General features: G+C 74.2%; 13 protein-coding genes and 1 tRNA gene. 11 read left to right on the top strand and 3 right to left on the bottom strand.

Annotated elements, in window-relative coordinates:
- Positions 1–281 precede the first annotated feature (281 nt).
- The 4 genes from ACYVQV_RS14100 to crcB all read left to right on the top strand — a co-directional run bounded on the left by ACYVQV_RS14100 (position 282) and on the right by crcB (position 1678).
- A tRNA-Ala gene (locus ACYVQV_RS14100) sits at positions 282–354 on the top strand.
- Positions 355–456: 102 nt separating this feature from the next.
- The gene (locus tag ACYVQV_RS14095) at positions 457–780 is read left to right on the top strand and encodes an RNHCP domain-containing protein (RefSeq protein ID WP_461023934.1); all 324 of its coding nucleotides are present in this window, start codon (positions 457–459) and stop codon (positions 778–780) included.
- 35 nt (positions 781–815) lie between these two features.
- Positions 816–1310, top strand: coding sequence for a fluoride efflux transporter FluC (locus tag ACYVQV_RS14090; protein ID WP_461023933.1), 495 nt, complete (start codon positions 816–818; stop codon positions 1308–1310).
- Positions 1307–1678, top strand: a complete 372-nt coding sequence (gene crcB / locus ACYVQV_RS14085) for a fluoride efflux transporter CrcB (protein ID WP_461023932.1) — start codon at positions 1307–1309, stop codon at positions 1676–1678. Before ACYVQV_RS14090 ends, crcB begins: the two co-directional genes overlap by 4 nt.
- A gap of 55 nt (positions 1679–1733) precedes the next feature.
- Here crcB and ACYVQV_RS14080 read toward each other — a convergent pair whose 3' ends face one another.
- Positions 1734–2762: a LacI family DNA-binding transcriptional regulator gene (locus tag ACYVQV_RS14080; protein WP_461023931.1), complete on the bottom strand. Its 1029-nt coding sequence runs from the start codon at positions 2760–2762 to the stop codon at positions 1734–1736.
- A gap of 154 nt (positions 2763–2916) precedes the next feature.
- On the opposite strand from ACYVQV_RS14080, the gene ACYVQV_RS14075 reads away from it, so the two are divergent.
- The 5 genes from ACYVQV_RS14075 (at position 2917) to ACYVQV_RS14055 (ending at position 13447) form a co-directional block, all read left to right on the top strand.
- Positions 2917–4218, top strand: a complete 1302-nt coding sequence (locus tag ACYVQV_RS14075) for an ABC transporter substrate-binding protein (protein ID WP_461023930.1) — start codon at positions 2917–2919, stop codon at positions 4216–4218.
- 112 nt (positions 4219–4330) lie between these two features.
- Complete coding sequence (locus ACYVQV_RS14070; RefSeq protein ID WP_461023929.1) at positions 4331–5296, top strand: carbohydrate ABC transporter permease; 966 nt, start codon at positions 4331–4333, stop codon at positions 5294–5296.
- Positions 5297–5300: 4 nt separating this feature from the next.
- Positions 5301–6191, top strand: coding sequence for a carbohydrate ABC transporter permease (locus ACYVQV_RS14065; protein ID WP_461023928.1), 891 nt, complete (start codon positions 5301–5303; stop codon positions 6189–6191).
- Positions 6188–9685 carry a hypothetical protein gene (locus ACYVQV_RS14060; RefSeq protein ID WP_461023927.1) on the top strand — a complete coding sequence of 1166 codons (3498 nt, stop codon included), beginning with the start codon at positions 6188–6190 and terminating at the stop codon, positions 9683–9685. The genes ACYVQV_RS14065 and ACYVQV_RS14060 overlap by 4 nt, the downstream gene beginning before the upstream one ends.
- Positions 9686–9688: 3 nt before the next feature.
- Positions 9689–13447: a carbohydrate binding domain-containing protein gene (locus tag ACYVQV_RS14055; protein ID WP_461023926.1), complete on the top strand. Its 3759-nt coding sequence runs from the start codon at positions 9689–9691 to the stop codon at positions 13445–13447.
- Between the two features lie 172 nt (positions 13448–13619).
- On the opposite strand, the gene ACYVQV_RS14050 is transcribed toward ACYVQV_RS14055, so the two are convergent.
- A complete protein-coding gene (locus tag ACYVQV_RS14050) occupies positions 13620–15254 on the bottom strand; it encodes a dolichyl-phosphate-mannose--protein mannosyltransferase (RefSeq protein ID WP_461023925.1) in 1635 nt (544 codons plus the stop codon).
- A gap of 187 nt (positions 15255–15441) precedes the next feature.
- Here ACYVQV_RS14050 and rsmI point away from each other — a divergent pair, with 187 nt between their 5' ends.
- A complete protein-coding gene (gene rsmI, locus ACYVQV_RS14045) occupies positions 15442–16305 on the top strand; it encodes a 16S rRNA (cytidine(1402)-2'-O)-methyltransferase (protein ID WP_461023924.1) in 864 nt (287 codons plus the stop codon).
- Between the two features lie 9 nt (positions 16306–16314).
- Positions 16315–17511: an aminotransferase class I/II-fold pyridoxal phosphate-dependent enzyme gene (locus ACYVQV_RS14040; protein ID WP_461023923.1), complete on the top strand. Its 1197-nt coding sequence runs from the start codon at positions 16315–16317 to the stop codon at positions 17509–17511.
- A 9-nt stretch (positions 17512–17520) separates the two neighbouring features.
- On the opposite strand, the gene ACYVQV_RS14035 is transcribed toward ACYVQV_RS14040, so the two are convergent.
- Positions 17521–18615 (bottom strand): NosD domain-containing protein, encoded by a 1095-nt coding sequence (locus ACYVQV_RS14035; protein ID WP_461023922.1) that lies wholly within the window; start codon positions 18613–18615, stop codon positions 17521–17523.
- Positions 18616–18738: the final 123 nt, after the last annotated feature.

Genomic DNA, 18738 nt, shown 5'->3' with positions numbered 1-18738 from the left:
CGCCTCCGGCCGCCGAGACCGTCGTGGCCCCGGCTGCCGCGCACGCCCCGGCCGCCGCGCAGGCCGCGAGCGCGAGCGCCCCGCAGTCGCCGCCCGCGGCCGCACCCGCCGAGCCGCGACGCGTCGTCCCGGACCTGGACGCCGTCCTCGCCCGCCGCCGCGCCTCCGGTGAGTGAACGGGGTGGACCGGGTCGACGCGGTGAACGGGGTGGACGGCCGGCCGGTCGCGCGAGGCGATTTCGGCGGCTCGCGACGCCGGTGCTAGCCTTGCGTCGCTCCACGGGGCTGTGGCGCAGCTGGTAGCGCACCTCGTTCGCAACGAGGGGGTCAGGGGTTCGAGTCCCCTCAGCTCCACCCGACAGCGAGACCCCGTCCACCGCGTGTGGACGGGGTCTCGTGCTGTTGCGGCCGGCTCCCGGACTGGGCCGGGTCGGTGTGGTCCGCGACAATGGACCCGTGCCGAGGAAGACCGAGAACAGCGGGTTCACCTGCGCCGCCTGCGGGCGGGCGGTGGCCCCGATCCGGCACGGCACGATCCGCGACCACTGCCCGTTCTGCCTGTGCTCGCTGCACGTCGACGACGTCCCGGGGGACAGGGCGTGCGACTGCCACGGGGTGCTGCGACCCGTCGGGACGGACTACCGGGGGGCGAAGGGGCACATCGTGCTCTACGAGTGCGAGCGGTGCGGGCAGGCGAGGCGCAACCGGGTGGCCCCGGACGACGACCTGGACGTGCTGCTGGCCGTCCAGGCACGCCAGGCCGACCGGCTCCTGCCCTGACCGCTCCGCGGCGAGCCGCTCCCTACGCTGGGCCCGTGCCCACCCCCGGAGACGACCCCGTCGCACCCCGCGGCACGCCGGTCGACCCCGACGTCACCGCCGCGGACCTGGCCGACCGCCACCCCGCCGACGTCCTGGCCGTCGTCGCCGCGGGAGGCGCCCTGGGCGCGCTCGCCCGGTGGGCGCTGGACGCGGTGGTGCCCACCGGTGCCGGCGTGCCGTGGGCGACGCTGCTGGCCAACGTCGGCGGAGGGGCGCTCCTGGGCGCGCTGCTGGTGCTGGTGGCGACCCCCGCCGTGGCCACGCGGCCCCGGCTCGCGCGCTACGCGCGGCCGTTCGCGGGCGTCGGTGTCCTCGGGGGCTTCACCACGTTCTCGGCCTTCGCGGAGCAGCTGCGGGGCCTGCTCGCGAGCGGCCAGGCGGGGACGGCCCTGCTGTACCTGGTGCTCACCCTGTCAGCGGGCCTGGGCGCGACGTGGGCCGGCGCGAGGGGCACCCGGCTGCTGCTGCCGTCGGGGACGGCGCCGTGACGGCGCTGCTCGTGGCCGTCGGTGCGGCGGTCGGCGCCCCGGCGCGGTGGGCCCTCGACCGGGCCGTGCAGCGACGGCACGACAGCGCCTTCCCGTGGGGCACCGTCGTCGTGAACGTGCTGGGCAGCCTGCTCCTCGGCGCGCTGCTGGCGGCCGACGCGGCCGGCCTCGTGGGGTCGGAGGTGGTGGCCCTCGTCGGCACCGGCCTGCTGGGCGCCTTCACCACGTTCAGCACGTTCGCCGTGGAGACGGTGCGGCTCGCCGAGGAGGGGGACCTGCGGGCCGCGGTGCTGGGCGCGGGCGGCAGCGTGGTGGCCACCGTCGCGGCCGCGACGCTCGGGTGGGCCGTCGTCCACGCCGTCACCTGAGCCGCCGGCGGCGCCTCGTCCTCGGGCCGCGGCGGGCGCGCCTCGGGTGCGCCGCTCAGGCCGTGCCGGGCGGGGCGGTGCTGCCGCGGACGACGAGCTCGGCCGGCAGCTCGACGGTGCGGGGCAGGAGGCCGGGCTGCGCGACGAGCTCGAGCAGCAGGCTGGTGGCGGTCGCCCCCAGGGCGTCGAACGGCTGGTGGACGGTGGTCAGGGAGGGTCGGGTGAGACGGGCCTCGATGACGTCGTCGAAGCCGACGACGGACAGGTCCGCGGGGACGTCCAGGCCGAGCGAGCGGGCCGCCTCCATGACCCCCAGGGCGGCGAGGTCGTTGCCGGTGACGACCGCCGTCGGCCGGTCCGGGCGGTCGAGGAGCGCGCGCCCGGCGCGGTAACCGTCCTCGACGAGGAACCCGCCGGTCTCGACCAGGCCGTCGGTGGGGAGGCCGGCCTCGACCAGGGCGGCGACCTGCGCCCGCTGGCGGACCTGGGCCGAACCCGCCAGCGGGTCACCGCCGACGACGCCGATCCGGGTGTGGCCGAGGCCGACGAGGTGGTGCACGCCCTCCTGCGCACCCGACCAGTTCGCCGGCCGCACGACGCTGCTGCCGATCCGCGGGCCGTCGTGGTCGACGACGACGTGGGGGAAGCGCCTGTCCCGCAGGGGCGCGAGGTAGGTGTCGCGCTCCGGCGGGTTGAGGACGATCAGCCCGTCCACCAGGCCGCTGGTGAGCTGTCGCAGGTAGCGCTCGACCCGTCCCGCGCGCGAGTGCGTCGTGCACAGCATGAGGTCGTAGCCGGTGGTCGCGACCGAGGTGTCGACGGCGGCGACCAGTGATGCCATGTAGCTCGAGGCGACGTCGTTGAGCACGAGCCCGAGGATCTGCGTGCGCCCCCCGGCCAGGGAGCGGGCCCGCAGGTCGGCCACGTAGCCGAGGCTGCGCATCGCCCGCTCCACGCGCGCCCTGGTCTCGGCGGCGATGTGCGGCCTGCCGTTGACGACGCGCGACACCGTCGAGTAGGAGACGCCGGCCTCCTTGGCCACGTCGAAGATCGTCACGCGCGCGGCGTCGTCGTGCGTCGTCATGGCCTCATTGTCCTGTATCACGGTCCGGTAACGGAATCTGCAAGGGCTTGCACGCACTCTAGCGCCGTTCCTAGGTTGACGGATCACATCCCCCGACGACTCGCCGGGAATCGACAGCACTTGATCAGCAAGCGCTTGCAGACAGGAGACGATCATGAACACTCCGCGACGCCTCAGGTGGGCGGTGCCCCTCACCGCCGTGGTGCTGACCGCCTCGGCCTGCGGCTCGGGGGAGACCGGTGACGCCGCCGCTCCCGACGCCGGCGAGGCCGTCTGCGAGGAGGGCGCGGACCTCAGCGTCTGGGCCTTCGGGGCCACCGGGCTCGAGCCGAAGATGGAGGCCTGGGCCGAGGAGAACGGCGCGACGGTCGAGTTCAAGAACGGCGAGTTCGACCCCCACCACGAGCAGCTGCTCACCGCGCTCGTCTCCGACGCCGTCCCCGACGTCGCGGTGGTCGAGGTCTCCTACTCCGCGCGGTTCAAGGCGTCCCCCGAGGAGTTCCACGACCTGCGCCGCTGGGGCGCCGAGGACCTCGCCGGCGACTACCTCGACTGGCGCTGGGAGCACGGCGTCGCGACGGACGGCACGGTCATCGGCATCCCGACGGACGTCGGCGGCCTGGCGCTCGCCTACCGGACGGACCTCTTCGCGGCCGCCGGCCTGCCGACCGACCCTGACGAGGTGGCGGGGCTCTGGTCCTCGTGGGAGGAGTTCCTGGACGTCGGCGAGAAGTACACCTCGACCACCGGTCAGCCGTTCCTGGACGACGCCGGCGTCCTGTTCCAGACCGTCGTCAACCAGGGCGAGGAGAAGTTCTACGCCGAGGACGGGGAGCTGATCCACGAGGAGAACGACCAGGTCGCCCGGGCCTGGGAGCTCGCCACCGACGCCGCCACCCGCGGCGGCGCGCCGGGTCTGTCCGGTGACTACGCCGCCTTCTCGCCCGAGTGGAACACGGCGATGGCGCAGGGGGCGTACGCCGTCCAGCTCGCGCCGTCCTGGATGCTCGGCTACATCCAGGGACAGGCCCCGGACACCGCCGGGAAGTGGGACGTCACCACGCTGCCTGAGCCGGGAGGCAACTGGGGCGGGTCGCAGCTGACGATCCCGCAGGGTGCCGAGAACCCCGAGTGCGCCTACCGGATGATCACCGAGGTCCTGTCGCCGGAGTCCCAGTTCGAGGTGTTCCAGGAGAACGGCAACCTGCCGTCGACCCCCGAGGTCTACGAGACCGAGGAGATGCAGTCCCTGACCAGCGACTTCTTCTCCGGGGCGCCGACCGGCCAGATCTACACCGACTCCGTCCTCAGCCTGAAGCCGCTGTACGAGGGGCCCGACGAGCGGACGATCATGCGCGAGTTCGGCAACGGCATCGACCGCGTCGAGAAGGGCCAGGAGGACGCCGACGAGGCGTGGGACTCCTCGCTCGAGCAGATCCGGCTCGCCGTCGACTGACGTCGCGACCGGTCCCGAGCCGCGGGGCCGGGGAGTGCCGTCACCTCCCTCCCCGGCCCCGCCGCCACCCGCCGCCACCCGCCGCCCGACCACCCCGCCCCGAGGAGCGTCCATGTCCGCCGTCTCGCAGGCGCCGGCCCCCGCGGCCGCGCCACCCCCGGCGCCGTCATCGCGGCCGCGTCGACGGCGCGCGGCCGACGCCGTCAGCCGGTCCGCCGCCTACCTGTACGTCGCACCCTTCTTCGCCGTCTTCGCGGTCTTCGGCTTCTTCCCGATCGTGTTCACCGCCTGGGTCTCCCTGCACGACTGGAACCCGATCGGCGAGCAGACCTACATCGGGCTGGACAACTTCACGACGCTCTTCGCGGACCCCCGCTTCTGGAACTCGGTGGTCAACACCTTCTCGATCTGGGCGCTGTCGACGGTCCCCCAGCTCGTCGTGGCCCTCGTGCTCGCCGCGGTCCTCAACCACCACCTGCTGCGGTGGAGGACCGGCTTCCGGATGGCCGTGCTGGTCCCCAACATCACGTCGGTCATCGCGGTCGGCATCATCTTCAGCTCCGTCTTCGCCCGCGACTTCGGCCTCGTCAACTGGCTGCTGGGCACGGTGGGTGTGGGCCCGGTCGACTGGCAGGCCGGCCGCCTCAGCAGCCACGTCGCCATCTCGAGCATGGTGATGTGGCGGTGGACGGGCTACAACGCGCTGATCTACCTCGCCGCCATGCAGGCGATCCCGCGCAGCCTCTACGAAGTGGCCGAGCTCGACGGCTGCGGCCCCGTGCGCCGGTTCTGGAACGTCACCGTGCCGCAGCTGCGACCGACGATCATCTTCACCGTCGTCGTCTCGACCATCGGGGGGCTGCAGGTCTTCGCCGAGCCGCTGGTGTTCGGCGGCCAGGCCGGCGTCAGCGGCGGCGCGTCCCGGCAGTTCCAGACGATGACGCTCTTCCTCTACGAGCAGGGCTTCCGCGACTTCGACTTCGGCTACGCGTCGGCGGTCGCCTGGGCGCTCTTCGTCCTCATCCTCGTGCTCTCGATCGTCAACTACCGCCTGTCCCAGCGCATCGCCTCGGAGTGACCCGATGACCACCACCGTCACCACGCCACCCGCGGTCGCGGCGCCCGCGCCGGCCGGCCGCCGCGCAGGACGCGGACGACGTCCCGCCCGCGCCACCTACGTCGTCCTCGCCCTGACCGTGCTCGGCTCCGTCTTCCCGTTCTACTGGATGCTCGTCGTGGCCTCGAACGACACCGCCGCGGTCAATGACGTGCCGCCGGCGCTGCTGCCCGGCCCGAGCTTCCTCGACAACGCCGCCGCCGTCTTCGAGCGGGTGCCTTTCGGACGCGCGCTGGCCAACAGCTTCCTCGTCGCGAGCTGCATCGCCGCCGGGCAGGTGTTCTTCTCCGCCCTGGCCGGCTACGCGTTCGCGAAGATGCGCTTCCGCTTCCGGGGCGCCCTGTTCGTCCTCGTCATCGGCACGATGATGGTGCCGCTCCAGCTCGGCGTGGTGCCCCAGTTCCTGCTCATCACCGAGCTCGGGTGGGTCAACGACCTCAAGGCGCTCGTCGTCCCCGGTCTCGTCACCGCCTTCGGCGTCTTCTGGATGCGCTCGGCCATCGACAACAGCGTGCCCGACGAGCTGATCCAGGCCGCGCAGGTCGACGGCGCCGGGTCCTTCCGCACCTTCTGGAGCATCGTCCTGCCGTCGATCCGCCCGGCCGCCGCCGTGCTCGGCCTGTTCTCCTTCATGACCGCCTGGAACGACTTCTTCTGGCCGCTCATCGTCCTCAACCGCCCGGACAGCTTCACCGTCCAGGTCGCCCTGCGCCAGCTGCAGACCGAGGCCTACGTCACCGACTACGGCGTCCAGATGGCCGGCATCGTCATGGCGACCGTGCCGCTGCTCGCCGTGTTCACCCTGTTCGGACGCCAGATCGTCGGCGGGATCATGGAAGGTGCGGTCAAGTCGTGAGCGACCCGCAGGGCGGCTTCGTCGACCACCGCGGCCGACGGTTCTACCGGATCGACGGCTACGACCGGATGGAGCCCTTCCTCATGACGCTGGCCTCGCCCAGCGACGTGTGGTGCTTCGTCTCCAGCTCCGGAGGACTCACCGCGGGGCGCGTCGACGCCGACCGCGCCCTCTTCCCGTACGACACCGAGGACACGGTGACCGAGTCGGCCGGCCGATCCGGCGGCCTCACGCTGCTGCGCGTGCGCACCGCGGACGACGAACCGGTGCTCTGGGAGCCCGTCACGGCAGCCGACGACGCGGGCGTCGCGCGTCGGGCCCTGCTCAAGGACGCCCTGGGCACCACCGTCGTCTTCGAGGAGCACCGACCCGACCTCGGGCTGCGCGCTCGCGTCACGTGGTCGGCGAGCAGCGGGTTCGGCCTCGTGCGCGAGGTCGAGCTGACGTGCACCGCCGACCACCCGGCCCGGTTCGACGTCCTCGACGGTCTCGTCAACCTGCTCCCGGCGGGGGTGACCGTCGACACCCAGCGCCGGCTCAGCCCGCTCCTGGACGCCTACAAGCGCACCGAGGTCGACCCCGTCACCGGTCTCGGCCTGGTGCACCTCAGCTCGCGGCTGACCGACCTCGCCGAACCGAGCGAGTGCCTGCTCGCCACGACCGCCTGGCACGTCGGCCTGGGCCGGGTCGAGCACGTGCTGCGTCCGCGGCAGGTGACCGCGTTCCGCCGCGGGCAGCCGGTGGCCGCGGACCGGGAGGTGCGCGGCGAGCGGGGGACGTACCTCGTCTCGACGACCCGGGAGCTCGCGCCCGGCGGGACGCTGCGCTGGCTGACCGTCGCGGACGTCGAGCAGGACGCGGCGCAGGTGGTCCGGCTGCGTGAGCTGCTCGCGGACCACGCGGACGCGGCGCGCGCGGTCGCGGACGACGTCGCCCGGACACGCGCCGAGCTGGAGGACCGGTTGGCGAGCGCCGACTCCCTGCAGGTCGGCGGCGACGAGGAGGCGACGGCGCACCACTCGGCCAACGTCCTGTTCAACGTCCTGCGCGGCGGCGTGCCCGCCGGTGGCTACGACCTGGACGCCGCCGACGTCCGGCGCTTCGTCGAGCAGCGCAGCTCGCGCACCGCACGCCGCTGCCGCCGGCTCCTCGACGGCCTGCCGGCCCGGCTGCCGCACGCCGAGCTCGTCCGCGCGGCGCGCGCGCACGGCGACCCGGACCTCGAGCGGCTCGCCACCGAGTACATGCCCCTCACCCTCAGCCGCCGGCACGGCGACCCGAGCCGGCCGTGGAACCGCTTCCGCATCGCCGTCCGCGACGGTCACGGCCGGCCGCTGCTGGACCACCAGGGCAACTGGCGCGACATCTTCCAGAACTGGGAGGCGACCGCCCGGTCCTTCCCCGAGTACCTCACCTCGATGGTCACGGTGTTCCTCGCGGCCACCACGGTCGACGGCTACAACCCGTACCGGATCTCCCGCGACGGCGTCGACTGGGAGGTGCCCGACCCCGACGACCCCTGGGCCAACATCGGCTACTGGAGCGACCACCAGGTGATCTACCTCGCCCGCCTGCTCGAGGCGAGCGAGCAGCACCACCCCGGGCGCCTCCGCGAGGCCCTCAACCGCCCCCTGCTGCCGTACGCCGACGTGCCCTACCGGCTGGCCGGCTACGCCGAGACGCTGCGCGACCCGCAGTCCACGGTCACCTACGACGTCGCTCACGCCGCCGTCGTCGCGGCCCGGGAGACCGAGGAGGGCGCGGACGGGCGGCTCGTGCACGACGCCGCAGGGGACCTCGTCCGGGTCGGGCTCGGCGAGAAGCTGCTGCTCATCCTGCTGGCGAAGCTGGTCAACCTGGTGCCGGACGGCGGGATCTGGATGAACACCCAGCGCCCGGAGTGGAACGACGCCAACAACGCCCTCGTCGGCCGCGGCCTGTCCGTCGTCACCCTCGGGCACCTGCTGCGCTTCCTCGCCCTGCTCGACGACCTGCTGGTCGGCGACGTCGTCGTCCGCGAGGACGTCGCGACGCTGGCGCACAGGGTCGTCGACGTCCTCGCCGAGCACGTCGACGCGGTGCAGGCCGGGCTCGACCCGGCGGGGCGCCACCGGGTCCTGGACGCCCTCGGCGCGGCCGGGTCGGACTACCGGGCGCGGGTGTACGCCGAGGTGCGCACCGGCACCGAGGTGCTCGGCGCCGCGCCCGTGCGGCGCCTGCTCGCCCTCGCGCGCCGGTACGTCGAGACGGCCCTGCGGGCCAACCGCCGTCCCGACGGGCTCTTCCACTCCTACAACCTGCTGCACCGCGACGAGGCCGGAGCGCACGTCCGCCGGCTGCCGGAGATGCTCGAGGGCCAGGTCTCCGTGCTCGGCAGCGGGCTGCTCGGCCCCGACGAGGCGCTCGCGCTGCTGCGGGCGCTGAGGGGTAGCCGGCTGTACCGACCCGACCAGCACAGCTACCTGCTCTACCCCGACCGCGACCTGCCCGGCTTCCTGGCCCGCAACACGCTCACCGACGAGCAGGTGGCGGCGGCGCCCCTGGTAGGAGAGCTGGCCGCCAGCGGGGACCGCAGCGTCGTCGTGCGCGACGGCCGGGGCGCGTTCCACTTCGCCGGCGGGCTACGCAACGCCGCCGACCTCACCGCGGCCCTGGACCTGCTGCGGGAGCACCCCGACCTCGGGCCCCGCGTCAAGCAGGGGGCGCAGGACGTGCTGACCGTCTTCGAGCAGGTCTTCCGCCACGACGAGTTCACCGGTCGGGCGGGGTCCTTCTTCGCCTACGAGGGCCTGGGCAGCGTGTACTGGCACATGGTGAGCAAGCTGCAGCTCGCCGTCCTCGAGCTGCTCGTCGACCACATCGACCGCTCCGGCCCCTCGGGCGACCGCGACGGCGGCCGGCCCCGGGACGAGACCGCGGCCGCGCTCGCCGAGGTCTACCGCGACGTGCGCGCCGGCCTGGGCTACCGCCGCGACCCGGCGGGCTACGGCGCCTTCCCCACCGACCCGTACTCGCACACGCCCGCCGCGCACGGTGCCCGCCAGCCGGGGATGACGGGGCAGGTCAAGGAGGAGGTCCTGGCCCGTTCCCTGGAGATGGGGCTGCGGGTGCGGGACGGCCGGGTGGTGCTGCGCCCGGTGCTCCCGGACGACGCGGAGGCGCTCACCGAACCGCGCACGCTGCAGTACCTCGACGTGCGCGGACGACGCCGCGACCTGCCGGTCCCCGCGGGCTCGATGGCCTTCACGTACTGCCAGACCCCCGTGCGGGTGGCGTTCGCCGACACCGACCGGGTGCGCGTGCGGCTGCGTGACGGCGCGGACGTCGACTGCCCGGACGGTGTGCTGCCGCGGTGGGTCAGCCGCTCGCTCTTCCGCCGCGAGGGCCTCGTCGACCACGTCGACGTCACCGTCGCCACCGCCGCACCGGCAGCCGGTCCGGCACACGAACCCGAACCCGAACCTGAACCCGCCCCCTCGACCGGGAGGTCGTGACCCATGGCAGGCAGAGCACGCAGGACGCGGTCCCGGGTGGGGGCCGTGGTGTCGGTGGCCCTGGCGAGCACCCTGCTCGCGGCCGGGACGCAGGCGACGGGCCAGGCGGTCGCCGCCGCGGACCCGGTCCCGCTCGTGGTCGACGACTTCGACGACCTCGCACCCGGGGAGCTGCCCACCGGGACCGACCCGTCCGGCGTCGGCGTCGGCTACCTCCCGTTCTCCGACACCGGCAGCGCGGTCACCGCCACCGTCGAGACCACCCCACCCGTCCCGCCGCTGCCCGGCGCCGCGGCGGGCAACCAGGCGCTGGCGCTGACCGCACGGGTGGCGTCGTTCGCGGGCGTGGTCCACCTCTTCGCCGACGACTCCTACGGCGCCTGGGTGCCGCAGGACTGGTCGGCCTTCGAGGGCTTCGCGTTCTGGTTGCACGGCGAGGGCACCGGCACGCCGCTGTTCGTCGACCTGCTGGAGAACCGGGCCCCCGGCTCGGTCACGGACGACGCCGAGCGCTGGAGCGTCGCGCTGACGGACGACGTCGCCGGCTGGCGGCGGGTCGAGCTGCCCTTCGACGCCTTCACCCGCAAGGACGTCGGCAACGGGGCGCCGAACGACGGGTTCGTCCGGCAGCAGGTGCACGGCTGGGCCGTCGGCGCACTGACCACCGGCGGCCAGACGCGCACCTGGTACGTCGACGGCCTGAGCGTCTACGGCGACGCCGGTTCGCTGCCGCTCACCGTCGGCTTCACCAGCGGCGTGGTCGACGTCGACGAGGGGACGACCGGCGAGGTCGGGGTGTCGCTCAACCGCGCCCTGGTGGAGACCGACCCCGAGCAGGTCACCGTCGCGTACAGCACCGAGGAGGTCGGCGCGGTCGCCGGCCGCGACTACACCCCCGTCTCGGGGACGCTGACGTTCGTCCGCGGCGGCCCGCGTGAGCAGCGGTTCGCGGTGCAGACGTTCGAGGACCCCAAGCGCACCGGGGACCGGCGGGTGGGCCTGCGGCTCACCGACCCGCGCGGTGCGGGGTTCGGGGCGATCCGCCAGGCCTCCGTGATGGTCGTGGACACCGACCCCTTCGACCCGCTGCTCGTCGACGACGTCGAGGTCGAGCCGTGGCTGTGGGACGCCACGCCGGGCGTCGACCTGAGCCGGCTCGAGCTGACCGCGGACGACCCGCGGGCGGTCCCCGGCCAGGGCGCGCGCGAGGGCGTGCTGGAGGCGACCACCCCGCTGCGCGTGGACGCCACCGGCCCGTCGAGGCCGTGCCGGGGCCGCGGCGACGCGGCCGACCGGGCCGTCGTCCCCGTGCGCCTGCTCGGCAGCGACGTGCTCGACGTCGAGGACGTCGACCTCGCCTCGCTGCGGGTGGGGCGGGCCCGGGAGGTGCACGTCGACCCGCGCACCGGCCAGCCGCGCCGGCACCTGACCGACGTCGACCGGGACGGGCGCGCCGACCTCGTCGTCCACGTGCGGTGGGCCGACACGGGCCTGGGCTGCGACGACCCCGTCCTGGTCACCGGGACGACCGTCGACGGACGCGCGCTGACCTCCGCGGACGACCCCGTCGGCTTCGGCCGCGACTTCGCCATCGGCCAGGACTGGTCCCGGGCCGAGGCGCTGCGGTTCCGCTGGTACGGCACCGGCTCCGGTGACGAGGTGACCGTGCGGGTGGCGGACGACCGCGCTCCCGACCCCGGCCCGCAGGGCTGGGAGCTGGTGTGGGCCGACGAGTTCGACGACCCGGCGGGCACCCCGCCGGACGAGGCCAGCTGGGGCTTCGAGCTCGGTGACGTCACCCCCGACGGCAAGGACGGCTGGGGCAACGAGGAGCGGCAGTACTACACGGACGACCCCGAGAACGCCGCCACCGACGGCGAGGGCAACCTCGTCCTGACGCTGCGCGAGGCCGACGGCTCGCGCGAGTGCTACTACGGGACCTGCGAGTACACCTCCGCCCGGCTGGTCTCGCGCGACCGCCAGGAGTTCGCGTACGGCCGGATGGAGACGCGGTTGAAGGTGCCCTCGGGCGGCGGCCTGTGGCCGGCGTTCTGGAGCCTGGGCACCGACATCGACCGCACCCCGTGGCCGGGGTCCGGGGAGATCGACGTCATGGAGCACGTCGGCCGGCTTCCCGACGAGGTGTACGGGACGATCCACGGGCCCGGGTACTCCGGCGGCGCGAGCTTCGGCCGGTCGCTCGACCTGGGCGGCCCGGTCGCGGAGGAGTACCACACGTTCGCGGTCGAGTGGGAGCCAGAGCGGATCACCTGGTTCGTCGACGGCACGGAGTACCACTCGGCCACGCCCGAGGACGTCGCGCCGAACCCGTGGGTCTTCGACAAGCCGCACTTCCTGCTGCTCAACCTCGCCATCGGCGGCAACTTCGGCGGCGCCATCGACCCCGCGATCGAGCTGCCGGCGTCCCTGTCCGTGGACTACGTCCGCGTCTACCAGGGGCCGGACACCGCGGAGCGGTTCGAGACGACGTTCGTCGACGACACCGTGGGGTGGAAGGACGTGACGGTGCCGTTCGCGGACCTGCGCCGCAGCTCGTCCCAACCTCCCGGCGCTCCGGACGACGGCCTCGGCCTGACCGGCGTCCGCGGCTACGGCTTCGAGCTGGCCGGCGGCTCCGCCACCGGCACGGTGCTCGTGGACCAGGTGCGGCTGGTGCCGGCCCCCGCGCCGGAGTCCGTGGTGGTGGGGACGCTCGCCGACGCCGGCCGGGGGTCGCTGCGCGACGCGCTCGAGACCGTAGCCCCCGGTGGGGTCGTGACGTTCGACCCCGGGCTGGCCGGTGGGACGGTAGAGCTCACGCGGCCCCTCGCGGTCGCGGACGACGTCGTCGTCGACGCCTCGGCGGCACCGGGTCTGACGCTGAGCGGCCAGGACCGGACGCGGGTCCTGGAGGTCGCCGCCGGGGCGCAGGTGTCGGTGTCGCACCTGCGGATGACCGACGGCCACGGTGTCGAGCGGGCGGGGGCGGTCCTCAACCACGGCTCGCTGGTTCTCGACCACGTGCGCCTGACGGGCAACCGGGTGAGCACGCAGGCCGGGGACTTCTGGCAGGGCGGCGGCGCCGTCTACAACGGCGAGGGCGCCTCCCTGCGGCTGGTCGACAGCACCGTCTCGGGCAACACCAGCGGCTGGGCGGGTGGCGGGGTCTACGCGTTCCTCGGCAGCACGACGGTCGTCGAGCGGAGCACGCTGAGCGGCAACACCGCGGCCGACGTCGGCGGCGGTCTGCGCTCGCTCGGCACCACGTCGGTGGTCAACAGCACGGTCAGCGGCAACACCGCCACCGCGTGGCACGGTGGCGGGATCTTCCACACCGACGGTGCCCTGACGGTCTCGAGCTCGACGGTGGTGGGCAACGTCGCGCCGGCGGGGACGGCGTCGGGGCTCGTGGTGGCGTCCTTCGGCGCGCCCGCGGACCTGACCCTGTCCAGCAGCATCGTCGAGGGCGTGGGCGGCGCGGTCGCCTGCGCCGTCGAGGGCGGTGCGGCGACGCTCACCTCCACCGGTTCCAACGTCGTGGGGGACGCCTCGTGCGCCCCCGTCGACGGCGACCTGACCGGGACGTCGGCCGGGGTGGGGCCGCTCGCCGACCACGGCGGCCCCACGCCCACCCACGCGCTGCCGCCCGGCAGCCCCGCTGTCGACGCGGGCGACCCCGCCCGGTGCCCGCCGGTCGACCAGCGAGGACGCCCCCGCGCCGACGGGGCGTGCGACACCGGCTCCTACGAGCGCGGGGTGTAGGAGCCGACGTCACCGGGGTGCCTTCCGGCGCCCACCTCCCGCACCCTCGCCCCCTGACAGCCAGATCGTCAGACGTTCCTGGTCGCCATCACGACCACGAACGTCTGACGATCTTGGTGGAGCGGGTGCTTGGGGGAGGGGTGCTGGTGCGGGGAGGGCGGATCAGCGGCTTTCAGATCCAGCTGGGGAGCCACATCCGGGCACGCCACTGCACGTAGGGGATGACGTCGGCCACGTACAGGGGCCAGAACCAGGCCGTGAACAGCACCGCCGCCACCACCACGGCACCCGCGGCCGCGGCGCCGACGACGCGGCGGTGGGCGGTGACGCGCCGCGGCCCGACGAGCATCCCCAGCACGTACGTCAGCGCCAGCACGACGAAGGGCACGAACACCACGGAGTAGAACGCGTAGATGGTGCGCTCCTGGTACAGGAACCAGGGCAGGTAGCCCGCGCCGACCCCGGCCAGGACCGCCCCGGCGCGCCAGTCGCGGGCCAGCGCCCAGCGCACCAGCAGGACGGCGACGGCCACCAGGCCGCCCCACCAGACGACGACGTTGCCGACCGAGGTGATGGCCCGCGAGCAGCTCTCCACCTGGCAGCCGAGCTCGCCCATCGCCGGGCCCTCGTAGAAGAAGGACGTCGGGCGGCCCTGGACGAACCACGACCACGGGTTGGCCTCGTACGGGTGCTCCGAGCTCAGCCCGACGTGGAAGGTCCACATGTCCTGGTGGTACTTCCACAGCGACCGCAGCGCGTCGGGCACGGGAGAGCCGGACGGGTTGTCGGCGCCCCACGACCGCAGGTACGCGTCCTTCGACAGCAGCCACCCGCTCCAGGACAGGACGTAGACGACGAGGACCGTCGGCAGCACCGTGAGCGCCGCCTGGGCGCCGTCCTTGAGCAGACCACCGACCGCCCACCGGGGGACCCCCGCGGCCCGGCGGGCACCGAGGTCCCACAGGACCGTCATCAGCCCGAACGCGGCGACGAAGTACAGGCCCGACCACTTGGTGCCCACGGCGAGCCCCAGGCAGACGGCCGCCGCGAGCCGCCACGGTCGCCACAGCAGCCACGGACCGGTCGCCACCGTCCGCCCCGCGCTGGACGTCGGACGGGCGAGGCGGCGGGCGAGGACGGCGCGGGTGCGGTCCCTGTCCAGGAGCAGCGCCCCGAACGCCGCGAGCACCCAGAAGGCCAGGAAGACGTCGAGGAGCGACGTGCGGCTGTGCACGAGGTGGTGGCCCTCCACGGCCAGCAGCAGGCCGGCGACCGTGCCGAGGAGCGTCGACCGCAGCAGGCGCCGGGCGATCCGCGCCGTCATCAGCACCATCAGCGTGCCGCACAGGGCCGCGGAGAAGCGCCAGCCCCAGCCGCTGTCGACCCCGAGCAGCCACTCGCCGCCGGCGATCATCCACTTGCCGACCGGCGGGTGCACGGGGAAGTCGGCCTGGTCGAGGTAGACGTCCGGGGTGCCGTTGGTGAAGAACTCGTCGGACGGGTCCGGCCACCGCAGCTCGTACCCCGCGTGCAGGAGCGTGTACGCCTGCTTGACGTAGTAGGTCTCGTCGAACACGAGCTGGTCGACGCGGGCGAGGTCCCAGAACCGCAGGACGCCGGCGAGGACGGTCACGAGCAGCGGGCCGACCCACCCCCACAGGGCGTCGGTGGGCACCCGGCCGACGAGGTGCCGGCGCAGCGCCTGCTCGCGCGAGCCGGGCGGTGTGACGCCGGCCGCCGGTCCGTCCCCCGGGGTCGCCGCGTCCGCTGCGGTCGCCTCCGAGGAGGAGGTGGCTGCGGCGGTCATCCCGGCATCGTAGGAGCCGCCGGCCCCCGGTCGGGCCGACCGGGCCGGCCGTGTCACCGGGCGTCCCGCCCACCGCCGCCCGCGCCGCCGGCCCTGCCGTGGCCGCGGCCCCACCTGCGAGACTCGCGGCACCGGTCCCGCCGGCGGCGGCGCCGACGGGACGAGCGAGCCACCCAGGGAGGACGACGTGAGCGGCAGGCTGGTGCTCGCGGGCACGCCCATCGGGGACGTCGCGGACGCCCCGCCGAGGCTCGCCGCGCTGATCGCCGAGGCGGACGTCGTCGCCGCCGAGGACACGCGCAGGCTGCGCCGCCTCGCCACCGCGCTCGGCGTGTCGCCGCGCGGCCGCGTCGTCAGCTGCCACGAGCACAACGAGAGCGCGCGGGCCGCGGAGCTACTGGACGTCGTCCGCGGCGGCGGGACCGTGCTGCTCGTCACCGACGCGGGGATGCCCGCGGTGTCGGACCCGGGGTACCGGTTCGTCGACGCCGCCGTCACCGCGGGGCTGCCGGTCACCGCCGTCCCCGGGCCCTCGGCGGTGCTCACCGCGCTGGCGCTGTCCGGGCTGCCCACCGACCGGTTCGCGTTCGAGGGGTTCCCCCCGCGCAAGGCCGGGGAGCGGGCGGCCCTGCTCGCGGGACTGGCCGACGAGCGCCGCACGCTCGTCTTCTTCGAGGCGCCGCACCGCCTGGCGGCCACCCTCGAGGCGATGGCCGGGGCGTTCGGCGCCGACCGGCCCGCCGCCGTCTGCCGGGAGCTGACCAAGACCTACGAGGAGGTGCGGCGCGGCCCGCTGCACGAGCTGCACGCCTGGGCGCGGGACGGCGAGGTGCGCGGCGAGATCACGGTCGTCGTCGCGGGGGCGACGGCCGTGGCCGCCGACCCGGCGTCGCTGCTGCCGCAGGTGCTGGAGCGGGTCGCCGCGGGGGAGCGGCTCAAGGACGTCACCCGGGACGTCGCGGCGGGAGCCGGCGTGCACGCCCGCGACCTGTACGCCCTGGCCGTGTCCGCGCGGCGGGACGGCGAGCCGTCGCCGGGGTCGCGCGGCTAGCCTGCGCGCATGAGGGAGTTCCGCCGCATCGAGGGCCTGCCGCCGTACGTCTTCACCATCATCGACGGCCTCAAGCAGCAGGCGCGGCGGGCCGGCCGCGACGTGGTCGACCTCGGGTTCGGCAACCCGGATATCCCCTCCCCGCAGGTGGCCGTCGACAAACTCGCCGAGGCCGCCCGCAACTCCCGCAACCACCGCTACTCGGCGTCGCGCGGCATCCCGAAGCTCCGGGAGGCGGTCACCGGGCTGTACCGGCGCCGGTTCGGCGTCGAGCTCGACCCGGAGACCCAGGTGCTGGCGACGATCGGCGCCAAGGAGGGCTTCAGCCACCTCATGTGGGTGCTGCTGCAGCCCGGGGACGCCGCCCTGGTGCCGTCCCCGTCGTACCCCATCCACATCTGGGGCCCGTACTTCGCCGGGGCCGACGCCCGGCAGGTGTCCCTCGGCGACCGCGGCGACCGCGGCGACGGCGCCGACTACGTCGACAACGTCATGGAGGCGTGGGAGTACGGCTGGCCCAAGCCGCGCGTCGTCGTCCTGTCCTTCCCGCACAACCCGACGACGGCGACCATCGAGCTGCCCGACCTGCAGCGGCTCGTGGACTGGGCGCGGGAGCGCGACGTCGTCCTCGTGCACGACTTCGCCTACGCGGAGACGGCGTTCGACGGGTGGGTGCCGCCGTCGATCCTGCAGTGCGAGGGGGCGACGGAGTGCGCCGTCGAGCTGTACTCGATGACGAAGTCGTTCTCCATGGCCGGGTGGCGGGTCGCCTACCTCGTCGGCAACCCGGACGTCGTCGCCGCCCTCGGCAAGCTCAAGAGCTACCTCGACTACGGCACCTTCCAGCCGATCCAGATCGCCGCCACCGTGACCCTCAACGAGGCCGTCGACTACCCGGCCGAGGTCAACGCGATCTACGAGTCTCGCCGGGACGCGCTGTGCGAGGGGCTGGAGCGCGCGGGCTGGCCCATCGCCCGGCCGCGCGGGACGATGTTCGCCTGGGCGCCGATCCCCGAGCCGTACCGGGAGCTGGGCTCGATCGAGTTCGCCAAGCTGCTCGTCACCGAGTGCGACGTCGCCGTGTCACCGGGCGTCGGGTTCGGCCCGCAGGGGGACGGGCACGTGCGGTTCGCCCTGATCGAGAACGAGCAGCGGATCGCCCAGGCGTCCCGCCACCTGCGCAAGGGCCTGACCCGGTTGCACTGACCCGGTGGTTCAGGGGGTGCAGGTCACGCCCAGGCACTGCGGTTCCGTGCCGTTCCCCCGAGCCCGGTTGCCGCCCAGGTCCGTCACCTCACCTGTGGCGTGGATCCCTCGACCGGAGCTGAGGTAGGCGCGGTTGCCGCCGAGCTCCAGGCCGTTGGCCTCGGTGACGTGGACCGCGTCGCCGTTGCGGACGAACGTGTTGTCCAGCAGGCGGTCGTTGGCGCGGCGGCCCCCGTAGCCGAGGTCGTTGCCGAGGAAGGTGTTGCCCCTGACCTCCCGGCCGCCGAACCACGCGTCGCCCCCCACCACCGCGACCCCGTTGCCCCGGAAGACGTTGCCCGCGACCTCGAACCACGAGCCCCAGTCGCTCATGTCGATGCCGGTGTCGTTGCCGGCGACCAGGTTGCCGGTGTACACCCCGCCGCCGGACGAGGCCTCGTTGACCCGCGTGTTGCCCAGGATCTCGCACTGGTCGGCCGAGCAGCCCGCCTCGGTGCAGCGGAGGACCAGGGCGCTGTCCCGCATCGTCGAGCGGGAGAACGAGACGCTCCCGGTGTGCGCATCGCCGACCACGCCCACACGGGTGAAGGTCGAGTCGGAGACCGTGGCGGAGGTGAAGATGACGCCGACGCCACGGTCGGCGTCCGTCACCGTGACCCTGCTGACGTGCAGGGTGGCTTCGCTCGCCGTGACGGCCTCGGCGACGTCCCGGAAGTCGATCGCATCCACCACGTGGGGCTCGGTCGCTGAGCTCCCCGACTCGAAGGCGGCGCCCGTACGCCAGCCGTCGACGACGCCGTTGCGCACGGCGACGCCCGGAACCCACGTCGCGTCCCCGGCGTACGCCACCGCCACTGCGGGGACGTCCCGACCGGGACCGACGAGGCGGTGACCGCCCAGGTCCAGCGTCACCCCGTCGCCGAGCACGAGTCCCTGGCCGTCCGGGCACACCAGGTCCGCCGTGAGCACGGTGTCCTGCGTCAGGACGTCCCCGCACGCGGGGGTGCCGGGGCCGGCCGCCCGGGCGGTGGGGACCACCGAGACGGCCAGGACGCCGGCCGCCACCGCCCTCAGGGTGCTGGTCAGTGCCGCCGAGGTCCACATGGCCACCTCCACCGGGCGCGCCGAACGCCGTTGGTGCTCCACCGCCGAGTATGCGCCGTCCGGGTGGACTCGTCCGGGTTTCCCGGAAGGTCCCCGGCAGGGTCGCCCGCACGTCCGGCCGCG

This window comes from Thalassiella azotivora (assembly GCF_054781695.1).
The sequence above is the reverse complement of the archived record's forward strand: the minus strand, read 5'-3'. Positions and strand labels throughout refer to the sequence as shown.

Excerpts from the sequence above, each read along its gene's own strand:
- ACYVQV_RS14065 (WP_461023928.1), top strand. The coding sequence starts at position 5,301 with ATGACCACCACCGTCACCACGCCACCCGCGGTCGCGGCGCCCGCGCCG.
- ACYVQV_RS14075 (WP_461023930.1), top strand. The coding sequence starts at position 2,917 with ATGAACACTCCGCGACGCCTCAGGTGGGCGGTGCCCCTCACCGCCGTG.
- ACYVQV_RS14050 (WP_461023925.1), bottom strand. The coding sequence starts at position 15,254 with ATGACCGCCGCAGCCACCTCCTCCTCGGAGGCGACCGCAGCGGACGCG.
- ACYVQV_RS14035 (WP_461023922.1), bottom strand. The coding sequence starts at position 18,615 with ATGTGGACCTCGGCGGCACTGACCAGCACCCTGAGGGCGGTGGCGGCC.
- ACYVQV_RS14040 (WP_461023923.1), top strand. The coding sequence starts at position 16,315 with ATGAGGGAGTTCCGCCGCATCGAGGGCCTGCCGCCGTACGTCTTCACC.
- ACYVQV_RS14070 (WP_461023929.1), top strand. The coding sequence starts at position 4,331 with ATGTCCGCCGTCTCGCAGGCGCCGGCCCCCGCGGCCGCGCCACCCCCG.
- ACYVQV_RS14080 (WP_461023931.1), bottom strand. The coding sequence starts at position 2,762 with ATGACGACGCACGACGACGCCGCGCGCGTGACGATCTTCGACGTGGCC.
- ACYVQV_RS14055 (WP_461023926.1), top strand. The coding sequence starts at position 9,689 with ATGGCAGGCAGAGCACGCAGGACGCGGTCCCGGGTGGGGGCCGTGGTG.